This window comes from Neobacillus cucumis, assembly GCF_002860255.1.
Taxonomy (GTDB): domain Bacteria; phylum Bacillota; class Bacilli; order Bacillales; family Cytobacillaceae; genus Neobacillus; species Neobacillus cucumis_A.
Map to the genome: position 1 here is coordinate 53,841 of NZ_PGVE01000064.1, position 23,269 is coordinate 77,109.

18 protein-coding genes and 1 pseudogene are annotated in these 23,269 nt (G+C 37.1%); 8 read left to right on the top strand and 11 right to left on the bottom strand.

Annotation, left to right across the window (positions count from 1 at the left end; translation table 11 throughout):
* Positions 1-81 precede the first annotated feature (81 nt).
* A complete protein-coding gene (locus tag CVD27_RS16780; protein WP_101649262.1) occupies positions 82-1,392 on the top strand; it encodes a hemolysin family protein in 1,311 nt (436 codons plus the stop codon).
* A gap of 77 nt (positions 1,393-1,469) precedes the next feature.
* On the opposite strand, the gene CVD27_RS16785 is transcribed toward CVD27_RS16780, so the two are convergent.
* From CVD27_RS16785 to CVD27_RS16795, 3 genes and pseudogenes are all read right to left on the bottom strand, one after another.
* On the bottom strand, positions 1,470-2,390 hold the full coding sequence (locus tag CVD27_RS16785; protein ID WP_101649050.1) for an aldo/keto reductase: 921 nt from the start codon (positions 2,388-2,390) through the stop codon (positions 1,470-1,472).
* Between the two features lie 84 nt (positions 2,391-2,474).
* The gene (locus CVD27_RS16790; protein WP_101649051.1) at positions 2,475-3,449 is read right to left on the bottom strand and encodes an AraC family transcriptional regulator; all 975 of its coding nucleotides are present in this window, start codon (positions 3,447-3,449) and stop codon (positions 2,475-2,477) included.
* Positions 3,450-3,598: 149 nt separating this feature from the next.
* Positions 3,599-4,087: pseudogene (locus CVD27_RS16795) on the bottom strand (MFS transporter); the annotation flags it as partial.
* 258 nt (positions 4,088-4,345) lie between these two features.
* Between CVD27_RS16795 and CVD27_RS16800 the strand changes: the two are divergent.
* Positions 4,346-5,242, top strand: coding sequence for a CPBP family intramembrane glutamic endopeptidase (locus CVD27_RS16800; protein ID WP_101649052.1), 897 nt, complete (start codon positions 4,346-4,348; stop codon positions 5,240-5,242).
* 184 nt (positions 5,243-5,426) lie between these two features.
* Positions 5,427-6,437, top strand: coding sequence for a phosphotransferase (locus CVD27_RS16805; protein ID WP_180960327.1), 1,011 nt, complete (start codon positions 5,427-5,429; stop codon positions 6,435-6,437).
* A gap of 659 nt (positions 6,438-7,096) precedes the next feature.
* Here the strand turns inward: CVD27_RS16805 and CVD27_RS16810 are convergent.
* The 8 genes from CVD27_RS16810 to CVD27_RS16845 all read right to left on the bottom strand — a co-directional run bounded on the left by CVD27_RS16810 (position 7,097) and on the right by CVD27_RS16845 (position 16,671).
* The gene (locus CVD27_RS16810; protein ID WP_101649054.1) at positions 7,097-8,002 is read right to left on the bottom strand and encodes an alpha/beta hydrolase; all 906 of its coding nucleotides are present in this window, start codon (positions 8,000-8,002) and stop codon (positions 7,097-7,099) included.
* Between the two features lie 322 nt (positions 8,003-8,324).
* Positions 8,325-9,086 carry a DeoR/GlpR family DNA-binding transcription regulator gene (locus CVD27_RS16815; RefSeq protein WP_101649055.1) on the bottom strand — a complete coding sequence of 254 codons (762 nt, stop codon included), beginning with the start codon at positions 9,084-9,086 and terminating at the stop codon, positions 8,325-8,327.
* A 522-nt stretch (positions 9,087-9,608) separates the two neighbouring features.
* Positions 9,609-9,950 (bottom strand): family 1 glycosylhydrolase, encoded by a 342-nt coding sequence (locus CVD27_RS16820; protein WP_101649056.1) that lies wholly within the window; start codon positions 9,948-9,950, stop codon positions 9,609-9,611.
* 163 nt (positions 9,951-10,113) lie between these two features.
* Entirely contained in the window at positions 10,114-11,139 is a 1,026-nt protein-coding gene (locus CVD27_RS16825) for an AraC family transcriptional regulator (RefSeq protein WP_101649057.1), read from the bottom strand.
* Between the two features lie 189 nt (positions 11,140-11,328).
* Complete coding sequence (rhaA, locus tag CVD27_RS16830) at positions 11,329-12,582, bottom strand: L-rhamnose isomerase (protein WP_101649058.1); 1,254 nt, start codon at positions 12,580-12,582, stop codon at positions 11,329-11,331.
* 21 nt (positions 12,583-12,603) lie between these two features.
* Positions 12,604-14,022 carry a rhamnulokinase gene (gene rhaB, locus CVD27_RS16835; RefSeq protein ID WP_101649059.1) on the bottom strand — a complete coding sequence of 473 codons (1,419 nt, stop codon included), beginning with the start codon at positions 14,020-14,022 and terminating at the stop codon, positions 12,604-12,606.
* A 443-nt stretch (positions 14,023-14,465) separates the two neighbouring features.
* The gene (locus tag CVD27_RS16840) at positions 14,466-15,674 is read right to left on the bottom strand and encodes an MFS transporter (protein WP_219621319.1); all 1,209 of its coding nucleotides are present in this window, start codon (positions 15,672-15,674) and stop codon (positions 14,466-14,468) included.
* Positions 15,675-15,765: 91 nt separating this feature from the next.
* Positions 15,766-16,671 (bottom strand): DMT family transporter, encoded by a 906-nt coding sequence (locus CVD27_RS16845; protein ID WP_180960328.1) that lies wholly within the window; start codon positions 16,669-16,671, stop codon positions 15,766-15,768.
* A 205-nt stretch (positions 16,672-16,876) separates the two neighbouring features.
* Here CVD27_RS16845 and CVD27_RS16850 point away from each other — a divergent pair, with 205 nt between their 5' ends.
* The 5 genes from CVD27_RS16850 (at position 16,877) to CVD27_RS16870 (ending at position 23,252) form a co-directional block, all read left to right on the top strand.
* A complete protein-coding gene (locus CVD27_RS16850; RefSeq protein WP_101649061.1) occupies positions 16,877-17,893 on the top strand; it encodes an AraC family transcriptional regulator in 1,017 nt (338 codons plus the stop codon).
* A 202-nt stretch (positions 17,894-18,095) separates the two neighbouring features.
* Positions 18,096-19,349 (top strand): dicarboxylate/amino acid:cation symporter, encoded by a 1,254-nt coding sequence (locus tag CVD27_RS16855; RefSeq protein WP_101649062.1) that lies wholly within the window; start codon positions 18,096-18,098, stop codon positions 19,347-19,349.
* Positions 19,350-19,461: 112 nt separating this feature from the next.
* Complete coding sequence (locus tag CVD27_RS16860; protein ID WP_101649063.1) at positions 19,462-20,139, top strand: response regulator; 678 nt, start codon at positions 19,462-19,464, stop codon at positions 20,137-20,139.
* A 31-nt stretch (positions 20,140-20,170) separates the two neighbouring features.
* A complete protein-coding gene (gene dcuS / locus CVD27_RS16865; protein WP_101649064.1) occupies positions 20,171-21,775 on the top strand; it encodes a DcuS/MalK family sensor histidine kinase in 1,605 nt (534 codons plus the stop codon).
* A gap of 79 nt (positions 21,776-21,854) precedes the next feature.
* A complete protein-coding gene (locus tag CVD27_RS16870; protein WP_374703082.1) occupies positions 21,855-23,252 on the top strand; it encodes an NAD-dependent malic enzyme in 1,398 nt (465 codons plus the stop codon).
* Positions 23,253-23,269 lie beyond the last annotated feature (17 nt).

The window sequence follows — 23,269 nt, forward strand, 5'->3', positions numbered from 1 at the left end:
GGAATATTAATAGATTTTAAGACTGGAGGTGTAGGCCTTACCTATTGTAGGGCCATACATTTGGAAATAGTAAACCTGATTATGATCGCAATTTTTATTGCCCTCACTGCTTTTTTTGTGGCTGTAGAGTTTGCGATTGTAAAAGTTAGAGGGACACGTATTGATCAATTGATAAAAGAAGGAAAAAAAGGAGCAAAGGCTGCCAAACAAGTCGTTACACATCTAGATGAATACCTGTCAGCATGTCAGCTCGGGATCACCGTTACCGCTCTTGGTCTAGGCTGGCTAGGAGAGCCGACCGTTTCAAAGCTATTACAGCCGCTCTTTACCTTTTTTCACTTGAATAGTTCGGTAACACATATATTATCTATTGTTTTAGCATTTGTTCTTGTTACCTTTATCAACGTAGTTGTGGGAGAATTAGCTCCAAAATCTTTTGCCATCCAAAAAGCTGAAACCATTACACTTCTTTTTGCTAATCCGTTGATATGGTTTTATAAAGTATTTTATCCGTTCATTTGGATTTTAAATAGTTCTTCTAGATTGTTAGTAGGCATATTTGGCCTAAAACCCGCCTCCGAAAATGAGTTAGCTCACACAGAAGAAGAATTACGAATTATCCTGTCTGAAAGCTATCAAAATGGGGAAATCAATGAATCTGAATTAACCTATGTAAATAATGTTTTTGATTTTAATAACCGTATTGCAAAAGAAATTATGGTACCCAGAACTGAAATGGTAAGTATATCAGTGGATGATACTCGAGAACAGATCCTCTCATTAATAAAGGAACAAAAATATACACGTTATCCTGTTATTAACGGGGATAAAGATAATATAGTCGGTATTATTAATATTAAGGATATCTTAACAACTAAATTGGATAAGAATTGGGTAGAGAATACATCTCTTACCCCATTCATCAAACCAGTCATTTCTGTAATTGAAACGATTCCCATTCAAAGCTTACTATTGAAATTGCAAAAGGAAAGAACCCATATGGCTATCCTGTTTGATGAGTTTGGTGGTACATCTGGTCTTGTTACCGTTGAAGATATTATTGAAGAAATTGTAGGTGATATCCGAGATGAATTTGATACAGACGAAGTTCCTGATGTACGTCAATTATCCAATGAGCATTATATTGTAAGTGGTAAAGTTCTAATTGAAACGGTCAACGATATTTTAGGTACTACCATAGCGAATAAGGATTTGGATACGATTGGCGGCTGGTTCTTGTCAGAGAAATTTGATGCCAAAATGAATGACTCTATTACATTTGAAGACTATTCCTTTAAAATTAGAGAAATGGAAGAACATCATATTTTATACATTGATATTCAGAAGTTCGCACAAACAGCATCCACACTCTCCCAAAAATCTATTTCTTAGTAAAAATATAAATTTCTTCGGAAGAAAGAAAAAGAGCATGAGTTTTCTCGAGAGAGAGTACTCATGCCCTTTTTCACTTATGGAACCATATTGCCTGCTGCTTTATAGATTTGATACCATTCTTCTCTAGTTAATCGGATATCTGAGCCTTGACAAGAATCCTTCAACCGCTCTACTTTGGTTGTTCCAACCACGACTTGGATATTTGCTGGATGTCTAGTAATCCACGCAGTAGCGATTGCAGTAGTGGTCACACCATATTTTTGGGCGATACTTTCGATCACCTCATTTAGCTTTGGATAGTGCTCTAAATCACCTAAAAAAGATCCGGCAAAAAAGCCGTGTTGATATGGGGACCAGGCTTGGATGGTGATATCATTTAAGCGGCTGTATTCCAATACACTCATATCTCGGTTAATGGCTTGGTCAACCTTCATGTTCAATGTAATTCCTGAATCGATCATCGGTGTATGTGCAATGCTAAACTGCAGCTGATTTACTATTAATTTATGCGATGTATACTTCTGTAATAGTTCAATTTGAGCAGGATTGTGGTTTGAAACACCAAAATATCTTACCTTTCCACTGTTATGCAGTTCGTCAAATGCTTCCGCTACTTCAGCAGGTTCCATTAATGGATCAGGACGGTGAAGAAGAAGAATATCAAGATATTCTGTGTTTAATCTCTTTAGAATTCCATCCACCGACTCTAGTATATGTTCTTTTGAAAAATCAAAGTAACCATTGCGAATCCCGCATTTACTCTGTAAAATCATTTTTTCGCGGATGGAAGGGCTCAATTGGATTGCTTCTGAAAAAAGTTCCTCTGATTTTCCCTTCCCGTAAATATCGGCGTGGTCAAAAAAATTAATTCCCTCTTCCATTGCCGAACGAATTAAGTTCTCTGCCTCAGCTGTTGAAAGCTGCGGCAGGCGCATATTTCCCATGATAATGTTTGATGCTTGAAGATCTGTGTTTGCAATGTTTATGTATTTCAACGAATGTTCCTCCCTTCTACTTTCCATTCCATTATACGCCACAATGAAAGCGTGTACCAATGATTCCGCTTTCTTCTATACCAACTATATTTTCTCTTTTACCGTCTGCTCTCTAAACTCTTTGGGGGTTTGGCCATATTTTCCTTTAAAAATACGATAAAAATAACTGATATTATCATAGCCAACCTCTTCTACGATAGAAGAAATGGGCATATCCGTACTCTCTAATAATTCTTTTGCCTTTAAAAGACGTCTTTCCTGCAGCAGTTCTTTGAAGGTATGTGACGTTGCCTTTTTGATTGTTTTACTTAAACCGTAGTGGGATTGCTTTAATTTCTCCGCTAATTCATATAGTGAAGCATGTTTATAATTTTCTTCAATGTATTGTAGAGATTCCACCACCAAATAGTGGTTGATCGATGCTTCCTCCTTTCGCTCTACTAAATCAGTATTTTTAATTAGTTCTATCATTAAAAGACTCATGTAAAGCTTAATGGTTGATTCCGAGAAAGTAGAAGGATGCATAATTTCATAGATAATTTTTCCAATTAAATCTTGGATTGGCTCGACTTCCGCTACTTTAAAATATAGGAATTGACCATTTTGGGTGTTGTTATAAAGGACGCTGATTAAAAAATCACTGACAATATTACCTGAATTTAAGAATGAAAAAATAAAATCAAAGAAGGCAGGCCGAATAATAAAGTTAATAACAATATCTTCCTTGGCACATGCTTTAATTTCATGTTCAATATGCTGGTTGAGTAATAACAGTTCCCCTTTTTTTAAGGTGATGGGCCGGCCGCCAGCCGTTTGCTTTAGTTCACCATTATAGACATAATTGATCTCGATATAATCATGCTTATGCAAAGGGAAATCAACAAAACGTGTATGTTTTCGAACCATAATCATTTTTTCTTTACTAAGAAATTTTTCACTTTCTATGATAAAGTTTGTCTTACTCGTGTAGAGTTCTTTACTTACATTCTTACGCTGATCCAAAATGATTTTTTCTTCATCTGTTACTTGCAGAAGTTCATTTAGAAGGTCCTGGTTCAATTTGTTCACCTTTTCCCGAATACAGTTTTTTCTTATTTTAGCCAAATCATATCATATTTCGGTGAACTACCTGAAAGTTTGTTAGAACCATAAAAATAAAAACCTGGTCCAACGTAAAGTTGAAACCAGGCTTACTTACATTTATTCACTTAAACAGCTTTGCCTTTTATTGCTTTTGATTTTCCAAACCGTTCTTCTTCAATTTGTTTTAATGTTTTTCCATTGGTATTTGGTGCAAGTAGAATACCGATTACACAATGAATGGCCAAGAATACGAGCATTACAATGCCAGCTGTTTTAAATCCTAATTTATCCATAACAGTTGGTAAAATAAATGACTAGATGGCGATGCCAAGTCTTACTAAGAAATACATAATTCCCTGAGCTCCCGCACGGTATTTGGTAGGAAAAAGTTCGCTAGCCCATAAACCATAGAACGCTTGTGCACCGAAGCCGGCAGCACTGCCCCAAAGGATAACGAAAGCAAAGAGTGAGAACCAGTTCATTCCGGTGAATGTTAGAATTAACCATGCGGCAATGCCCATAACAGCTCCTATTCCAAACAAGGAACGTCTGCTATACTTGTCACCTAATTTCATAAATACAAGATACGTAGTTGCAACGGTTAAGCTCCATAATGTTTATTCCTTTTTTAACATCTTTAGCACAATTAGAAAAAGAACTTGTATACAAATTATGTAATAATAGGATTATTGAGGTAATACATTAAAACTGAGTACACCCTTAGCAATTTACAGGGACTCTCTGCCCTCTTATAAAGTAATCTATATTAATAAAACAACCAGGAATTAATTAGAGAAATCAACTAATTTATCCAATAATACAATAATTTGTTTATGTTTTTTTAAACTACTAGAATGTAGGTGTTAATGTAATTGGATTTTATTAGAGTAATAAAAGGCAAAAATAGCTGGAAGCGGTATTTATCTTCATTTATTGTCATAATTCTATTTATGATTGTCGGGACGCTGCCTTATGTCATCATCAGTGAATGGATCGTTAATACAGATGGAAACCCCCATACCTATTTGGATTTAGATAAAGGGGATTATGTGGGAATTAATCCGTTACCTTATTTTGCCTTGATGAATTCACAATTTTTGTTTTGGCTTTTGGGCCTTTTTGTCGCAATTCGTTTCATTCACAAACGGAGATTTACATCGCTCATTACGCCCAATAGAAAAATAGATTGGCAGAGAATAGGTTTTGGATTTATTACCTACTTTGTCATCCTGGGTCTGACTTCCATCGTCGATTGCCTCTTTAACCCTGGGGATTACTCATTCAACAATGTTAGGGTTTCCGATTTTTTGATTTTATTTGTACTCGTACTGGTTTTAACTCCCATTCAAACGACCTGTGAAGAATTATTTTTCAGAGGATATCTCTTGCAGTTGTTCGGAAAATGGGTTCGTATTCCTTTACTTTTATCACTTATAGTAGGATCGATTTTTGGCGCGCTCCATTTCACCAATCCTGAAATGGGGTATTCCCCCATATTGATTGGAGCAGATTATTTGTTAACTGGATTCATTTGGTGTTTTATCACGACAAAAACGAACAGTAGCGAATTGTCGATTGGAGCTCACGCAGCAAATAATATGCTGTTGGGTTGGTTCATCACGATGAATGACTCTGCCTTAGGTAATCTTCCATCCCTATTTGTTGTCAGAAATATTGACCCGGCTATCTCACTTCTGTGGTCCATTGTTTCTCTTGGTATTTTCTTAATTATTTCTCTGAAAAAATACAAATTTACCAGACTTAAATAAAGAAGCCTAGCACCTTGTTACTTCTAAAAGGTGACAGGCTTCTTTTTCTGGAAGAAAAATATTTCTCAATATGCCTTACAGCTGTAATATAATCAAGGCTCTTGCAATTTATCTATTCAAAAATACTTTCTTCTTTTTTCTGTACGTGATAGACTTCTTTTTAAAAAAAGGATTTTTGAATAAGATGAAAAAAAATTTATCATATATTAAAGAAATAGTATCTTTGTACTTCCCAATGGAGACCTGGGAGATTGTACCCGGGCCAAGTGGAGAAAACAATACAACCCTTTTTATTATGGCAAACAATGAGAAATACGTACTCAGAATTTACGAAACCCATCAAGATGAAGACAAGGTAAACTATGAACATGCTGTACTACTAGCATTAAACGAACGGCCCCTTTCCTTTTCCATACCAGTACCAATGAAAACAAAAGATGGGCAAACCATTGTCAAAACTCAATCCGGATTTCTTGCAGGATTGTTTCAATTTATCGATGGGATGAATCCTGCCCTAGAGGACTTAGTTCAAATCTATTCATTTGGTAGTACGGCTGGCCAACTTACTGCTGAACTTGCCGAGGTCAGTGTAAATCAACTGCCGGTATATAAAGCGTATTATGATATGGATAGTACACACCCAAGTTGTTCTTTGGAGCAGATGAAAGATTTTTCCCAAACTCCCTCAGAGGAATTTGTGGAGTTAACTCAAGAATTATTCATTATCTACAAACAACTAGTTTCATTTCAAGACCGTGTCCCGTTTTTAAAAAGGCTTCCCCACCAGCTCGTCCATGGAGATTTAAATGCTTCCAACATACTTACGGGTGGGGATGGAAAGATTTCCGCCATTCTTGATTTTGAATTTGTTACACATGATTTAAGAGTGATGGAAGTTGCGGTTGCTATTTCCGATTTTATTGATAATGAAGAGGATGAGACCATTATTTTTAAAAAGATTACTGCCTTCCTAAATGGATATGGAAGTAGGATTAAGCTGACAGAAGGAGAAATTCATGCCCTTCCTCTTCTAATCCAGCTTCGAAGTTTAGATGTGTTTATCCATTTTCTCGGCCGACATTGGGACGGGGTTGACTCTATTGATACGGTCAAGAAGTATATTCGTAAGGCTGCACAAAGAGTTTCATGGATACTGATACATCAAGACAATTTCATTAAATTCTGTGGAAAATAGTTAAGATATTGCAATTTTATCGGTCCCTCCAGAAAATATGTTAACCTAATGGGTCTTCTTTTTCTAACTTGCTTAGAAGATCCTTGTTCAATCAGGTAATATCATCATTATAAGTACAGTTTCCAGCCAATGGGAGCTAAGGCTGTCGAAAAAAAAGGGCAGCTTTTACTTATAAATGGGTATTGGCTACTCTGATGATTAATTTTCTTGGATGATGGTAGCTAATACACTCTATTGACTACCTTGATGATCCATTTTCTTGGTTGATGGTCGTCAATAAGCTCTATTGGCTACCCTGATTGTCCATTTTCTTGATTGACGGTCGTCAATAAGCTCTATCGGCTACCCTGATTGTCCATTTTCTTGATTGACGGTCGTCAATAAGCTCTATTGGCTACCCTGATTGTCCATTTTCTTGGTTGATGGTCGTCATAAGCTCTATTGGCTACCCTGATTGTCCATTTTCTTGATTGACGGTCGTCAATAAGCTCTATCGGCTACCCTGATTGTCCATTTTCTTGATTAACGGTCGTCAATAAGCTCTATTGGCTACCCTGATTGTCCATTTTCTTGATTGACGGTCGTCAATAAGCTTGCTCTAACGTTACCCCCGTTACAACAATCAGGCTCCCCTCCCTTAATTGAAAATTATAGATATTCTATTTAAAATGCTTTTTCAACCAATTATCAGCTAATTCAAACCATACTTTACATTCTGGATTTAAATGACTAGGATCACCAGCAGTGGTCTCATCACAAAGAGATAACCCATGTACACCGCTTTCAAAAACATGCAATTCATACGGAACCTTATGCTTTGCCAACAAAGTTGCAAATCTTAATGAATTTTCTGCATAAACTAGGGCATCATCAGCCGTGTGCCAGATGAATGTCGGCGGTGTTTGCGTTGATACATAATTCACTGGACTAGCCTCTGAGAGTTGCTCTTCACTGGGATTTGGAGTACCAAATACGGCTTTGCCCGAAATCTCCCAGAATCCCTTATTAAACTCATTAGCCTCTGTTTCCACTTTCTCTTTCATTAACTGGTAATCTACTAAAGGATATCCAAGAATAACTGCATTAGGCTTGAACACGTCATTTTCAACTTGGAACTTCTCATTAAGTAATTTACTATTCCAATGAACACCCATACTGGCTGACAAATGCGCACCTGCTGAAAAACCACATACAGCAATTTTATCCGTATCAACTAACCATTTTGATGCATTTTCCCGGATAATTAGCATTGCCTTAGCTAGATCAAACAAGGGCTGTGGGTAAGCTGATTTTACATTAGGAGTAGGAAGATTATTAAAATCTTTAACCTTCTCCTTAAAATATGTCGTATAGCGGAGAACAAACGTATGATATCCAAGTGAAGCAAAACGCATAGCAACCGGTTCAGCTTCACGATCCGAAGTCCCTAAATATCCACCACCTGGACAAATAACCACCGCTGGGCGCAACTGATTCTTTTGAAATTCCATAGAATTATTAAGAATGTAAGTATGTAAGGTTACTGTTTCACTATCATCCCACAATTGGATTTTTTCAATTAACATGAAATCATCTCTCCTTTTAAATGAATTACCTTTATCTTCTATTATCCTATTAAACAAACATAGGGATGAATCTATACACTCGTATTATTCATCCCTATTAATTATTATTAATTAAACCGCTTCACCCATATCATTAGTGACTTCCGACTTTGACCCCATTTCCGGGATTAGAAGAACCACAACCGCCGAAAGAATTGAGAAAACAGCTAATACTAAGAAGAAAAGTGTATAGCCATCTCCGCCAAATACTTTTACTATTGTTTTAACTAGTATACCTCTATATTTGACAATGTGTAATAAAAAACAGAACAGTTTTGGCCTGTTAGTTTACGATTAATAACTTGATCTTTTTTTCTTCTAGCTCGTTTTTAGTTTCTTCTTCTATATTTGAATCAGTAATAATGTAGTCGATGTTAGAAACAGGATTTATTCTTGAAAAAGCACGTGTTCCAAATTTACTAGAATCAACCATAAGAATGGTTTCATCCGCTATTTCCATCATCTGCTTCTTTAATAATGCTTGTGATTCATTAAAATCACTAAGTCCTCTTTCCAGATGGACCCCTTTGCAGGATAGAAATGCTTTATTCACATGATACATGCTCAGGGAGCGTTCCGCGAGTGGGCCTACATATGACAACGATTGTGAAAGCAGCGTTCCACCTGTTGAAATGACTTTGATTTGTTCTTTTTTACTGAGCTCTATTGCCACTTTAATCGAATTCGTCAGAACGGTTAAAGGCATATCTGGCAGTTCCTTGGCTACATACCATGCTGTAGTACTCGCATCTAACACAATTTGATCACCTGGCTCAATCAAGCCAACAGCTGTTGCAGCGATCGCTTTCTTTTGTTCCGCGTTGGTGATTTCTCTTTCTAAATAAGAAATCTCCCCTTGGTCCTTCTCAATACTAACCGCACCCCCATGAGAGCGCATTAGTAAATTTTCTTTTTCAAGCTTCTCAAGATCCCGGCGAATTGTTTCTTCTGTCACGGAGAAAATTTTACTTAGCTCCGTTACCCGTATACTTAATCGTTCATTAACCAATTCCACAATCTTTTTTTGTCTTTCTGCTACCAGCACTTGTTCTGCCCCTTTCTAACCCAATATTTTTATTTATGTTGTTTTGTATTTGTTTTTTACTTATTCTCAATATAACTATAACATATTTTTTTGAAAAACAAACACAAATAATACGAAAAGAAAGATTCAAAAAGATATTTTTGTTTTTTAAGCAAAATAGGACTGGCGCGCCACACACGCCTATCCCCAATCAAACCGGCTCTTTAAATTTAGCTGCCTTCTCTATAGAAGACTTCACTTTAGTGCTTTAACGTTTTATTAACGGGACGATATTAACAAAACTTGGTACCATATTAACAAAATTCCAAGAGATATTAACAAATCCCCTAACAACCACTAAAAAAGCCAATCACTAATTAGTGATTGACTTTAATTGTTTTAATTTTCCAAAACGGCTTCCAACTCCAGCTTATCTAACTCCGCAATTATAGCTTTAACCTTATCCAAGGTTAGATTCACCTCCTGCAATTCTGCCAATTCTTTCAAGCTTCTAGCTTTTGTTGAAAAAACAGCAGATGGTTTTTAGCAAACCGATCGGGAACCTGGTGTGATTCCGTGTTTATAACAGGTTTCAAGAACATCCCGATAGTGTTCAATAGCCGAACGAGAATATTGCCCTGGCTCGGGTTCTATGCGTGACCATTCGATAGAGAACCGATAGGTTTTTAACCCTAATTCAGCCATAAGGGCAATGTCTTCACGATAGAGCCGATAATGATCAATGGTATCCCCTGATTTATCTTTATATGGCGAGCCTTCTGCATGTTCTTCTGCCCAGAAATCACTGTTAAAATTATTCCCTTCCACTTGATAAGCGGCTGTTGTCGATCCCCAAAGAAAATGGGATGGAAATTGCAATTCCATATTTAACACTCCTTGTATTCTTATATCCTGTTGATTACCTATATTGTAGCAAGCGTTTTCAAATGTTTTAATATTAAAAACAAAGAGGTTTATTGCTCGAATCAAAGATTTGGATCGCACCCACTTTGCGAACAAAAAATAAAACCGCTGATCAGCGGTTTCACTAAGTGATTTGACTTTGATTTTTATAACTTTGAGTCTGGTTGTCTCTATATTCTTTAGGGGTCTGGAAGTACACTTCATTAAATTTTTTATAGAAAAAGGACAAACTCGAATAGCCAACCTCTTCCGAAATATCAGGGATAGGAAGATCTGAGTTACATAGATATAAAGCAGCCTTATTTAATCTTTGAATCTGAAGAAGGTCCTTAAAGGATTTACCTGTTGCTTTTTTAAGAACAGCAGAAATATAGTTAGGGTGATATTTGTAGTGATCCGCCATTTCCGTTAAACTGCAATCCTTAAAACGGTCATCAATATACTTTAGAAATTCTAGGACGATTGCATCCTTTTGCTTCATATCGTCTCTCTCTTTAATGTTCGAACTATTACTGTGACGGATTAATTCTGTAAACAATATGAAAAGATAGGCATCAATCATTTCCGTAGTAAAAACATCTTTTTCAAAATGTTCGCACATAATTTGCTCCATGATTCCAACAACTTTTGAACGTACTTCGAAAGGAAAGTATAAATAGTTATTTGCTCTTCGGCTATCAATTACGGAGTCAATCAGAAATTGGGAGATAATACTTTTATTGGTGAATCGGCTTAGGAACCCTGTTGATAAGTAGTCATGCTTTAGCTTCATCTCAATAACGATATCAGATTTTGATATCTTCTTTATTGTATGAGGGGTGTTTTTATCAATCATGATAAATCCGCCCTCAGTCATGTTTATTTCATGATCCTCCATGATAACCGAACATTTCCCCTGATAGACGTAGATAAGTTCAATATACTGATGAATATGCATGGGGACGAACGCGGCGACTGGAGCCTGAGATATGAAAATATTATCTTCAATCGGGTTAATTGTCGGATCAAAGATCATATTAAAATTGTAAACAGGCTGTCCTTCTATCACATTTACCTGTTCTGGATGATAGGTGTTTTTTACAACATCCCAATCTGGTGCCTCTCTAGTGTTATTGGCTTGTAGGAAAGACTGTAATTCAACACGGTTCATGTGAATCCCCCTATCATAATGAATAGAAATGGAAGTATTTTTATAGATAACGTAGAATAACTTAAAACTTCGTAGAATTCTTCTATTTAGTGTAAAATCCCTTCCTTTAAAAAGATAACTCCCAAAAAAGAAGACCCAAAAAGGAGCCTATAAATCTCCTCATTGAGTCTTCCCCTAAAAAAATCCCATCTATCTTTTTAATAAAACCTCTTGCTCATACGCTTTTACTTCCTCTAACCAAGATTCTCTTACTGGTACACCCATTTTTTGGCAATAGTAATCCCAAACCGCCCCAAATGGATAAGTCTTGAATTCTTCCATTAATGCTAGTCTTTCAGTGAAGTTTCCTTCTTCTTGAAGCTGTTTTAAATACTCATTTGGTACTAACATAGCTGATAATAATGCCTTGATCATATTGCGAGTTCCAATGGTCCATGCAGCAACACGGTTGATACTCGCATCAAAGAAGTCAAGTCCAATGATAACACGATCTAACGCATCATTACGTACAATTTCTAAAGCAATTTCTTTTAATTCATCATCTAAAATAACAACATGGTCACTATCCCAGCGTACTGGTCTTGAAACGTGCAGGGCAAGCTTTTCACTGAATAAAAGCATGGATGAAATTTTATTGGATACTGTTTCTGTTGGATGATAGTGTCCTGTATCTAGTAAACATAATTTATCATTTTTCATGGCATAATTTAGATAAAATTCATGAGAACCAACCACATAAGATTCTGATCCAATACCAAATACTTTACTTTCCACTGCATCAAGATTATATTTTTCATCAACTTCCACAGCAAAAATCTTATCTAATGATTCTTTTAATCTTTTTCTTGGAGTGAGGCGGTCACTTGGAATATCCTTATAGCCATCTGGAATCCAAATGTTTGTTAAGGCTTGTGTACCTAATTCCTTTCCGAAATACTCACCAATTTTCCGGCTGCCGATACAGTGATTAATCCAGAATTCCCGGATATCTTCGTTTGGATGAGATAGTGTTAAGCCATCATTTGCTTTCGGATGGGAAAACAATGTTGGGTTGTAATCAAGCCCTAAACCATTTTCCTTTGCCCATTTCACCCAGTTTTCAAAATGCTTTGGTTCTAATTGATCTCTTTCTACTACTTCTCCATTTGTTTCCGCGTAAATGGCATGCAGGTTAACACGATGTTTCCCAGGAATTAGAGAAAGTGCTTTTTCTAAGTCTGCTCTTAATTCTTCAGGTGAGGATGCTTTACCGGGATAATTTCCAGTAACAGAAATTCCACCAGATAATTCATTCGGATTTACTTCAAATCCCCCGATATCATCGCCCTGCCAGCAATGAATCGAAATCGGAACATTTTTTAATTTTTCAATGACTTCATCAACATTAATTCCCCATTTTTCATAAGCTTTTTTAGCAAGTTCGTAGTTTTCTTGAACAGACATGTATTTCTTCCTCCTCTATGTTTAGTTAGTAATAGGTGCGGTTGGTAGATACTTCTTTACTTCAAATGATTTTTTTACAATAGTACGTGCTTCTTTAATATCATTGATTTCATCAAGCGCCATTAACTGAGCCACGATATTGCCGATGGCAGTCGCTTCAACCGGTCCTGCATATACTTCTTTCTTCGTTACATCCGCAACCAATTGGTTCAACATTTCGTTCTGACATCCGCCGCCGATGACATTGATTTTTTCAAATCTCTTTTCAAAGATTTCTTCAATTTCGTGTACGGCATCTTGATAGCTGACTGCTAAACTATCATATACGCATTTTGCGACTTCTCCAGGTGTACCTGGAATCGGCTGGCCTGTTTCCACACAGTAGTTCATGATTTCCTGGATCATGTTCTCTGGTTTTAGAAACCGGTCATCATTGACATTAACCACTGCCTTAAAGTCTCTTGCTTCTCTAGCAAAATCAACCAATTCGGCAAAAGAATATTCATTATTGTAGTTGCGTCTTACCTCTTGAATCATCCAAAGACCCATAATGTTTTTTAAGAAGCGGTATTGATAATCGATTCCGCCCTCATTCGTAAAATTATAATCAAGTGCTTTGGTAACACAGATTGGGAAGTAGTTTTCTACTCCAATCAATGACCATGTACCTGAACTGATATAAATCGTTTCATTTTCTTCAGGAACGGCAATAACGGCTGAACCAGTATCATGAGTTGCCGGTAGTATCACTTGAAGATCAAAACCTAACTCTGAAACTAATTCTTCTTTTAATGTGCCAAGAACAGTCTTTGGTGTCTTTATTTCGTGGAACATTTCTTTATTAATTCCTAACAAATCTAACAAGTCATGGTCCCATTTTTTTGTAAAAGCATTGACAAGTTGAGTAGATGTCACGTTCGTGTATTCGTTTGCTTTTTTTCCGGTAAGTAAATAATTGAAGTAATCCGGAATCATTAAGAATGATTTTGCTTGATCTAAAATTTCCGGTGTATTTTGTTTTATCGAATATAATTGATAGATAGTATTAAACTTTTGGAATTGGATCCCTGTTTCTAGATACAGACGTTCCTTGATGATTTTTTCAAAAACCTGTTCCATCATTCCGTCTGTTCTTGGATCACGATAAGAAACCGCATCCGTTAGTGGTTGGTCCTTTTCATCCAATAACACAAAATCAACGGCCCAAGTATCGATTCCGATACTGTCAGGCTTGATGCCAAGTTCCTTGCACTTCTTTAAACCGTTTTTGATTTCCTGAAAAAGTTTATCGGCCTCCCAGCAATAAGAGTCACCTTTTTGGATGATTTTGTTTTCAAAACGATGTATTTCTTCGAGTTTTAACAATCCATTTTCTAACCAGCCTAAAATGAGTCGGCCGCTTGATGCACCAATATCAACAGCAATACTGTATTTTGTCATTAACATCACCTCTCGGTTGGAAACGCTTACTGATATATTTATATAATACTAGAAAATGAGGATTTTCCTATAACTTGATTCGACTAAATTATTGTCCTTATTTGCATTTACCTCTCATTTTTTTATAAAAGGCTCTGTTATTATTCATTGTTGATTTTGGTGTAGATATGAGAATTCATAAGCGGAGAATTTCCGGCTAATTATAAAGAGGAAGCTTAAGAAGCAGAAATAAGAGGAGCTATTCCGATTAACTGCTCTAAATAAGACAAAATTCAAAGATTTGGGTAATATAAACGGAAAAACTTCCTTTACTTTTAAGGAAATTTCTATATTTCCGATTTTAAACGGAATTTTACCGTTTATTTTTTAAACACAGTGAAATCAACAATAAGTTCCAAGAGAGCAAAAAAAACATCACAGAATCAGCCTGTGATGTTAAATGATTAGCTTTTATTTTTCAGCTGATGAACTCCCCAAACAATGAACCCTAAAACAATCATTATCCCTCCGGTTAAGCAGACTCCCTGCCACTGCCATAGGTTCCAAGCAAAGCTGCCGAGTGAGGAGCCAAGTGAACCACCAAGGAAATAGGTCACCATATATACAGTATTTAACCGGCTTCTAGCCTCTGGAACTAAACTGTAGATTCTTGCTTGATTAGAGACCTGTGCACCCTGTACACCTAAATCTAAGAGAATAACTCCAAACACTATTCCCCAGACAGCAGAACCGAATAGTCCAAAGAACATAAAAGATAACAACGTAAGAATGATGAACATACCAACCATCGACTTCGGACTAAACCGATCTGCTATTCGCCCGACAAACGGAGCAGCGGCAGCCCCAACTACCCCGACTAAACCAAATAATCCAGTTACTTGACTTCCAAAATAAAACGGTGCACCCTCCAAGTAAAATGCAAGAGAGGTCCAGAATACACTAAAACTTCCAAACAGCATGGCTCCAACTAATGAAGCCTCTCGTAACGTTGGCTGCGTTAAGATTAATTCTCCTAAAGACTTTAAAACTTGACGGTACGTCAAGTTAGCTTCAGGATGACTTTTAGGCAAAAAACGATTTAAGATGATCGCTAAGGCTAGCATTAACACTGCTGCAACCCAGTACATCATCCGCCAGCCAAAGCTGCCTCCTATAACACCGGCTACGGTCCGAGCAAGAAGAATTCCAAAAAGTAATCCTCCCATCACACTACCAATCACTTTTCCTCTTTCTGCCGGCTCAGACATCTGTGCTGCTAGCGGTATAATTACCTGCGGTACAACCGTAGTGATTCCAACAGCCAGACTCGCTGCATAAATCCAAAGCAGGTTTTGTGCTGTAGCAACGCCAATCAGTGCAATTGTTACGGAAGCTAATAAAACGGTTATAAGATGACGGCGTTCTCTCATATCTCCCAACGGCACAAACAAAAACATGCCTACTGCATACCCAATTTGGGTAAACATCGAAATATTGCCCACTTGATGGGAGTTAGCATGAAATGTCCGTCCCATATCAGCTAAAAGCGGCTGATTGTAATAAAGATTGGCCACTGCCAGACCACATGTAATGGACATTAATAAAACTAAACCTTTTGTCAATGTAATCCCTTTGGATTTATTCATTTCCATTCCTGTAGAATTATTTGTCATTTTTATTTCTCCTCTATTCTCAATGCCGTTTTGTCATATGTTTATCAGGGGTTAGACTAATAAAAAAAGTCTTCCCTGAGTAGGAGACTCTTTACATTGCCGCTTTATTTGACCCTGTTGAAACGACAGTTTTAACCGATGGCATATTCGCAATAAATACGCCTAGCAATACCAAAATACCGCCAAGGATTTGATTAAGCGAAATATGATTTCCTAAAATAAAATGGGAGGCTAGGATGGCGACAAATGGCTGGATATTCATGAACATCGAGGCTGTACCTGCGCCAACTTTAGCTACCCCTTTATTCCACCAAAAACCGGCAACTCCTTGAGCGATAATCCCAGCAAAAATTAACAATATCCACATAAACAGAGAATGACTGATGACAGAGCCGCACACCAAATTTTCAACTCCCGCGGCAGGAATCATCAATACACTTCCTAGTACGGTTGAAAAAACAGTAATAATAAAGGTGTCCATTGTTTTCGCTAAACCTCGGATAAATAATATACTAATCGAGAGGCAAAGCATGGCGATTAAAATGTTAAAATCTCCCCATGAGATTCCCAAAGCGCCATTTGCAACGCCAATAATTGAAAAAACACCGATTAAACTAATAATGGCTCCTGCAGATTTTTTAATGGTAAACTTGACCTTAAAAATAATCCGTTCCAACAAAATGGTGGCTATGGGTGCCAAGGAAATAATTAATGAGGCGTTAGCTGGTGTTGTATGATGGAGACCCGTAAAGTAGAAAGTTTGATTTAACAGGGTTCCAAAGATTCCAACACCAATGAGATATTTCCACTCTGAAATGGTGGGACGCTTCATCCCCTTATGAATCAAGGCACAGATAATCAAAAAAAGTGAGGTAAAGCAAATTCGAACGGTTGATAATAAAACAGGTGAAAATCCTTGAAGTAAATAGGCACTGACTGGATAATTACACCCCCATAAAACAGAAACCAAAAAGAGACTAATAAAAGCTTTTATCATACTACTCGACATTTGCCATAGACAACCCTTCTCAAAATGTTTTGTTGGTGACTTTTAATAGTATAGCATGGTACTTCGCTTATCGAAAGAATATATTTACAGCAGACTATCCCACGTATTACCTCTTTTTGTACTATATAATAGAATAAGAAATTGATAAACTATACCTATGATAGAATTCATCTACTAAGGAGGGTGAACTTACATGGATACTACACTGATTGAAAGACAATTGAGGGAAATGAGTGACTATGAAAAAAAGTATTCAGGCACACTAGAAAATCCTAAACATTACTCCCACTTAGAAGATTTAGAACTTACTTTTTCGAAAGACATTCAAACACCCAACATTGTACTGGTAGAATATTTTTTCAAACCTGAGCAAAATGTTGTATTTTTAAAACACCGTCGTTTTATCAATTTCACCGAACATAGACATTCATTTATTGAAATGAACTATGTTTTTTCAGGTACTTGTACACAGTACATAAATGGCAAAGAGGTAATTCTCAATGAAGGAGATCTCTGCTTACTTGATACAAATGTTACACACGGAATTGAAAGCGCCTCCGAAAATGATATTATTATTAACATAATGATTCGAACTAGTTATTTTGATTCAGCCCTGCTTCAAAGATTATCAGGAAATGATTTATTAACCGATTTTTTCGTTAATGCCATTTACCAACAAAAGAAAGACAGCCGCTATATTATTTTTCCTAAAGGCCCAAACAATCGACTGAAAGAAATCATCTTCCAAGCTCTGGGAGAATACCTCCAACCACAGCTATGCTCGACTGAGGCCCTCAATTCCTATATGATTTTAATGTTCACGGAGCTTTTAAGAATTTATAATAGCTTCTCTAAAGAAAAAGAAGAACCAACCTTTAAAAAAGCTATTATCTCTGAGATTCTAAGTTTTATGGAACAAAACTTCCAAACCATGACATTAGAAAAAACAGCGGAGAAGTTTCACTTTCATCCAAACCATTTGACAAGACTGCTTAAGATCAATTTAGGCAAAACATTTATTGAATTATCACATCAATTAAAAATAAAAAATGCCTGTACACTAATTGAAAATACGGATTTAACCATTGATCAGATTGCTAATAAAGTTGGATATACCAATATTACGTTTTTCTATAAATCATTTAAAAAGATTCATGGAGTTACCCCTGCCGTATATCGCAAAAAGAACCACGAAAGCCCTACTTTGTAGACTTTCGTGGTTTTTTATTAGTTTAAGATTTAATATATGAACTTTGTGAACATTCTGTGACCAAAATCACCAAAAAGAACGATATAACCAAAACATTGTCAGACTATTCTCTAAAATCTATACTTTCAATTAGAGTTTACAACATCTTCGTGCACCTTACATTGTAAGTGTTTACAATTTTATTAGATTGGGAGGATCGGAAATGAAAATTAATTTTAAAGGTCTTACAACTCAGGTAGTAATCGCAATCGTACTTGGCATTATCTTTGGTGCTTTATTTCCTAAAACAGGAGCCGAATTAAAAGTTTTATCGGATATCTTTGTTAAAATGATTAAAATGGTTATTGCCCCAATTATTTTCTTAACCATCGTCGTTGGTATTGCTGGCATGGGTGATATGAAAAAGGTAGGCCGGATTGGTGGAAAAGCATTATTATACTTTGAAATCGTTTCCACTATTTCACTGGCAATCGGGATATTATTTGCTACTATCTTCAAACCAGGTGCGGGTGTAAATGCACACAGTGCAAAGGGTGACATTACCCAATTCACCAAACAAGCAGCCGAGGGAAGCCATAGTTTTATGGATTTTATCATGGGAATCATTCCTGATAACTTCTTGGGTGCAATGGTAAACGGTCAGCTTTTACCGATTCTTTTCTTAGCCGTTCTGTTTGGAATTGCCTTATCTGGTCTAGGTGAAAAAGGAAAATCAGTCATTGATCTTTTTGAAAAACTATCTGAAACTTTCTTTCGAATTGTAAACATTATTATGTACTATTCACCTATTGCTGCGTTTGGTGCAATCTCTTATACGATTGGTGAATTCGGTATCGGTTCCCTTGTATCTCTAGGAAAACTGTTTGGATTAACTGTCTTAGCCATGGTCGTGTTTATTGTTGTCATTCTAGGCGGCATTGCTAAATTCTATCGATTTAATATTTTTCAATTTATACGTTATATCAAAGATGAAATCTTTTTAGTACTAGGTACATCTTCTTCTGAATCAGCACTTCCTAAAATGGTTGAGAAACTTGAGAAGTACGGCTGTTCCAAGTCGGTTGTTGGTCTCGTTGTTCCTACTGGATACTCTTTTAACCTAGATGGCACATCTATTTATCTTTCAATGGCTGCCTTATTTATTGCTCAGGCCTTTGGGGTTCACCTAAGTTTTGGCCAAGAAGTAACCTTACTCGGTGTTTTAATGCTTACCTCCAAAGGGGCTGCAGGTGTAACAGGTTCAGGCTTTGTCACTTTAGCAGCGACATTGGCCGCATTCCCGAGTGTTCCTGTTGAAGGAATTGCTCTTCTTCTAGGAGTTGACCGTTTTATGTCAACGGCACGTGCCCTTACAAATCTAATTGGTAATGGTGTAGCAACTGTAGTAGTTTCAAAAATGGAAAATGAATTCGATGAGAATGTTAATGTGAAGGAATCTATTAGCAAATCGGCATAACATCCTGTGATAAGATAATAAATGAGTACAGCCACGAAAACGTGGCTGTTTCTTTGGTGATAGAAAAAAATATAAGCTATAATGACAGAAAAGAGATCAAAGGAGCGAACTTATGGATCCTATCAGAGTCTTAATTGTCGAAGATGATCCAATGGTCATGGAAATTAATGCTCAATTCGTTTCAAGGTTTTCTGGCTTTGTCTTAGCTGGAAAAGCATTTTCTGGTAAAGAAGCTATAACATTAATTAATCAAGTAAATCCAAATCTAGTTCTGCTAGATTACTTCTTACCAGACACAAACGGACTTTCCTTGTTACAGACCATTAGAAATAAACATTACCCTTTAGATGTTATTCTGTTAACTGCTAATCGAGACCCAAATCATATCCAGGAAATTTTCCGATCCGGTGTTGTAGATTATATTGTCAAGCCATTCCGATTTGATCGATTTCAATCTGCACTAGAACAGTATCGTTCTACATTAAAGAGATTCAAGGAAAATAGACCTTTTGAGCAGGCGGACTTAGATGGATTAAAAGGAGCAAAACACAAGTCATCCGTGTTGGAAGAACACTTGCCAAAAGGGTTGAATGACAGAACATTACAGCAAATACTTCAATTTTTAAAAGGACAAGCAGAACCACTTTCCTCTGAAGATGTTGCCATTGGAACAGGCTTAGCACGCGTTACTGTTCGCCGTTATTTAGATTATCTAGAGAAAAAAGGCGAAATTGTGATGGAAATTCAATATGGTTCCGTAGGCCGTCCAATGAATAAGTACAGGTTATAGCCTTGAAGAAAAAATGAAAAGAGGTGTTCCTGTGCGAAATAAAAGACCAAGGTTTCGTCTTCAAACGACTATAACCATTCTAGTCTGCGGAGTGGTGGCACTAGCTTTATTTGTCACCGATTTACTTATAAGTAACGAAATTGGACAAACGACTGAAAAAAATCAGTCAGAGAAAGCAATGAATATTGCTAGGATGATTGCTCATTCCCCCATAGCTTTGAAAGCGCTGCAACAAAAAAAGGATGAGCCTGAAATCCAAAAATATACGAATGAAATGACTAAAATAACGAACGTCGAATTTATTGTTGTCATGGATATGAATGGAATCCGAAAATCACATCCTAGTCCAGATAAAATTGGACAGCGGTTTGTTGGTGGCGATGAAGGCCCCGTTCTCCATGGCCGAGAAAAGACCTCTATCGCAAAAGGGACATTAGGTTACTCTTTAAGAGCGTTTACTCCAGTATTTTCAGAGTCTGGAAAACAGATTGGCGCCGTTGCCGTAGGAATTTCTCTTAATAAGGTCAAACAGGATGTTAAAAACAGTAAAAAGGTCATTTATTTAGCGGTGATTTTCGGGGTACTAATTGGAGTTATTGGAGCTATTATTTTAGCAAAAAAAATAAAGAAAAGTATGTTTGGACTGGAGCCATTTGAAATTGGTAAATTACTTGAAGAAAGAAGTGCCATGCTTCAATCAACTAAGGAAGGGATTCTAGCAGTTGATCAAGATGCCCGCATCACACTCATTAATAATGAAGCACTCCGCTTATTTGAAGAAGCGGGAATTAAAGAGAACCCTGTTGGCCACTTAGTTGATCAATACCTCCCTCAACTTCCATTGAAAAATGTCTTGGAAACAGGGAAACCCAGCCTGAATGTCGAAATTGATTTATCAGGTATTACCCTATTTGCAAACCAACTTCCGATTATTGTTGGTCATCAAATGGTTGGTGCCATTACAACTTTTCGAAACAAAACAGAAATTAATAAGTTAGCTGAAGAGCTTACAGGGGTCACGCTCTATGCAGAAGCCTTGAGGGCCCAGTCACATGAATTCATGAACAAGCTTCACGTTGTTTTGGGATTAGTTCACCTGCAGCAGTATGAAAAACTGGCCGATTATATTGACCAAATTTCCGACCATCTTCAAAATGAAGTCGGCTATATTGTCAGTAAAATAAAGGACCCCGCTCTAGCAGGGTTCATACTTGGAAAAATGAGCTATGCCAGAGAAATGGGTGCAGATTTGTCTTTTTCAGGAGAAGGGATTTTACCTGAACCTGCCCTACCTGAAACGACTCATGAATTAATCACCATTATCGGCAATTTAACTGATAATGCTTTAGAAGCTCTTTCAGGCCAAGACAATAAAAAGGTATTCATCCATTTTGATTACTATGATCATGAGCTTTTAATTGAAGTAGCGGACAATGGTCCAGGAGTAGTGGAAGATATGGTCGATAAGGTATTTTTGAAAGGGGTTTCTACAAAAGGAAATGACCGGGGAATAGGTTTATTTCTCGTTAAACGCAGCCTTGAAAAGCTTCACGGCAATATCGAACTTTCAACCGAGGCTGGAAAAGGAACAAGATTTACTGTTACGATCCCCTACTTAATTAAAGGGGATCGCTAACAATAATATATAAAAAATATATGCATCAAGGGAGTGGGTCTTTATGTCAATAGGTACAGGTACAAGTACACATATCATCATGCGTTTACAACTGGATGTAGAAGTTTTTTCATTTGGTGAAATTGCCAGCTGTATTAGTAATGCAGGCGGTGATATTATCGGGGTCGATGTCATTTCATCAAACAAAACACATACGGTCCGCGATATCACGGTCAATGTTCATGGTTTAAAACATAGTAAGCTTCTTGGTGATCTGATTTCCAAACTTAAGGGAGTCAAGGTTCTACAAATCTCTGACCGTACCTTCTTGATGCACCTTGGCGGAAAAATAGAGACCGCACTTAAAACAAGAATTAAAAACCGTGAAGATTTGGCAAGGGTTTATACACCAGGAGTTGCCAATGTTTGTACAGCGATTGCAGAGGAACCAGAAAAAGCCTATTCACTAACCATCAAAAGGAACACAATTGCGGTCATCTCTGATGGAACAGCCGTCCTTGGTTTGGGCAATATCGGTCCGGCAGCAGCCATGCCTGTTATGGAAGGAAAATCTATGCTATTTAAACAACTTGCAAATGTGGACTCCTTCCCTATCTGCCTTGATACAGAAGATACCGAAGAAATTATTCGTACGATTAAAACCATTGCACCCGCTTTTGGCGGTATCAATTTAGAGGATATTTCCGCACCTAGGTGTTTTGAAATAGAAGAAAGATTAAAGAAAGAGCTTGATATCCCTGTTTTTCATGATGATCAGCATGGAACCGCCGTTGTCCTTCTTGCAGGGCTCTTAAACGCGCTAAGAATCACGAAGAAAAATATTGAAGATATCAAAGTTGTATTTACCGGAATTGGGGCAGCTGGAATTGCCTGCACAAAAATTCTCCTGTCAGCAGGGGTTCGCAATATCATTGGCGTTGACAGAAACGGCGCAATCCACCGAGATGTTCAGTATGAAAATAAGTATTGGAATCAGTATGCTGAGATCACCAATCCGGATAATCTGAAAGGATCCTTATCTGAAGTGATCGCCGGGGCTGACGTATTTATCGGTGTCTCTGCCCCTGGAATCTTAACCGTTGCAGATATTAAAAGCATGGCAAAAGATCCAATTGTGTTTGCCATGGCCAATCCAGAGCCTGAAATCGATCCTGAATTAGCGGAGCCATATGTAAGAGTTTTAGCTACAGGCCGTTCTGATTATCCAAATCAAATCAATAATGTTCTTTGTTTTCCTGGAATCTTCCGAGGTGCTTTAGATTGTCGTGCTAGTGAGATTAATGAAGAGATGAAGGTTGCTGCCGCTAAAGCTATAGCTTCCGTGGTTTCAGATGAGGAACTTAGTGAATCCTATGTTATTCCAAGTGTGTTTAATGATAGAGTAGTAGAAAAAGTCCGGTCAGCAGTTGTCAAAGCAGCTCATGAAACAGGTGTTGCACGCAAAGAACTTCGGGCTGCAAATTTAGTCAACCTATAAGCTATAATAACCTATTA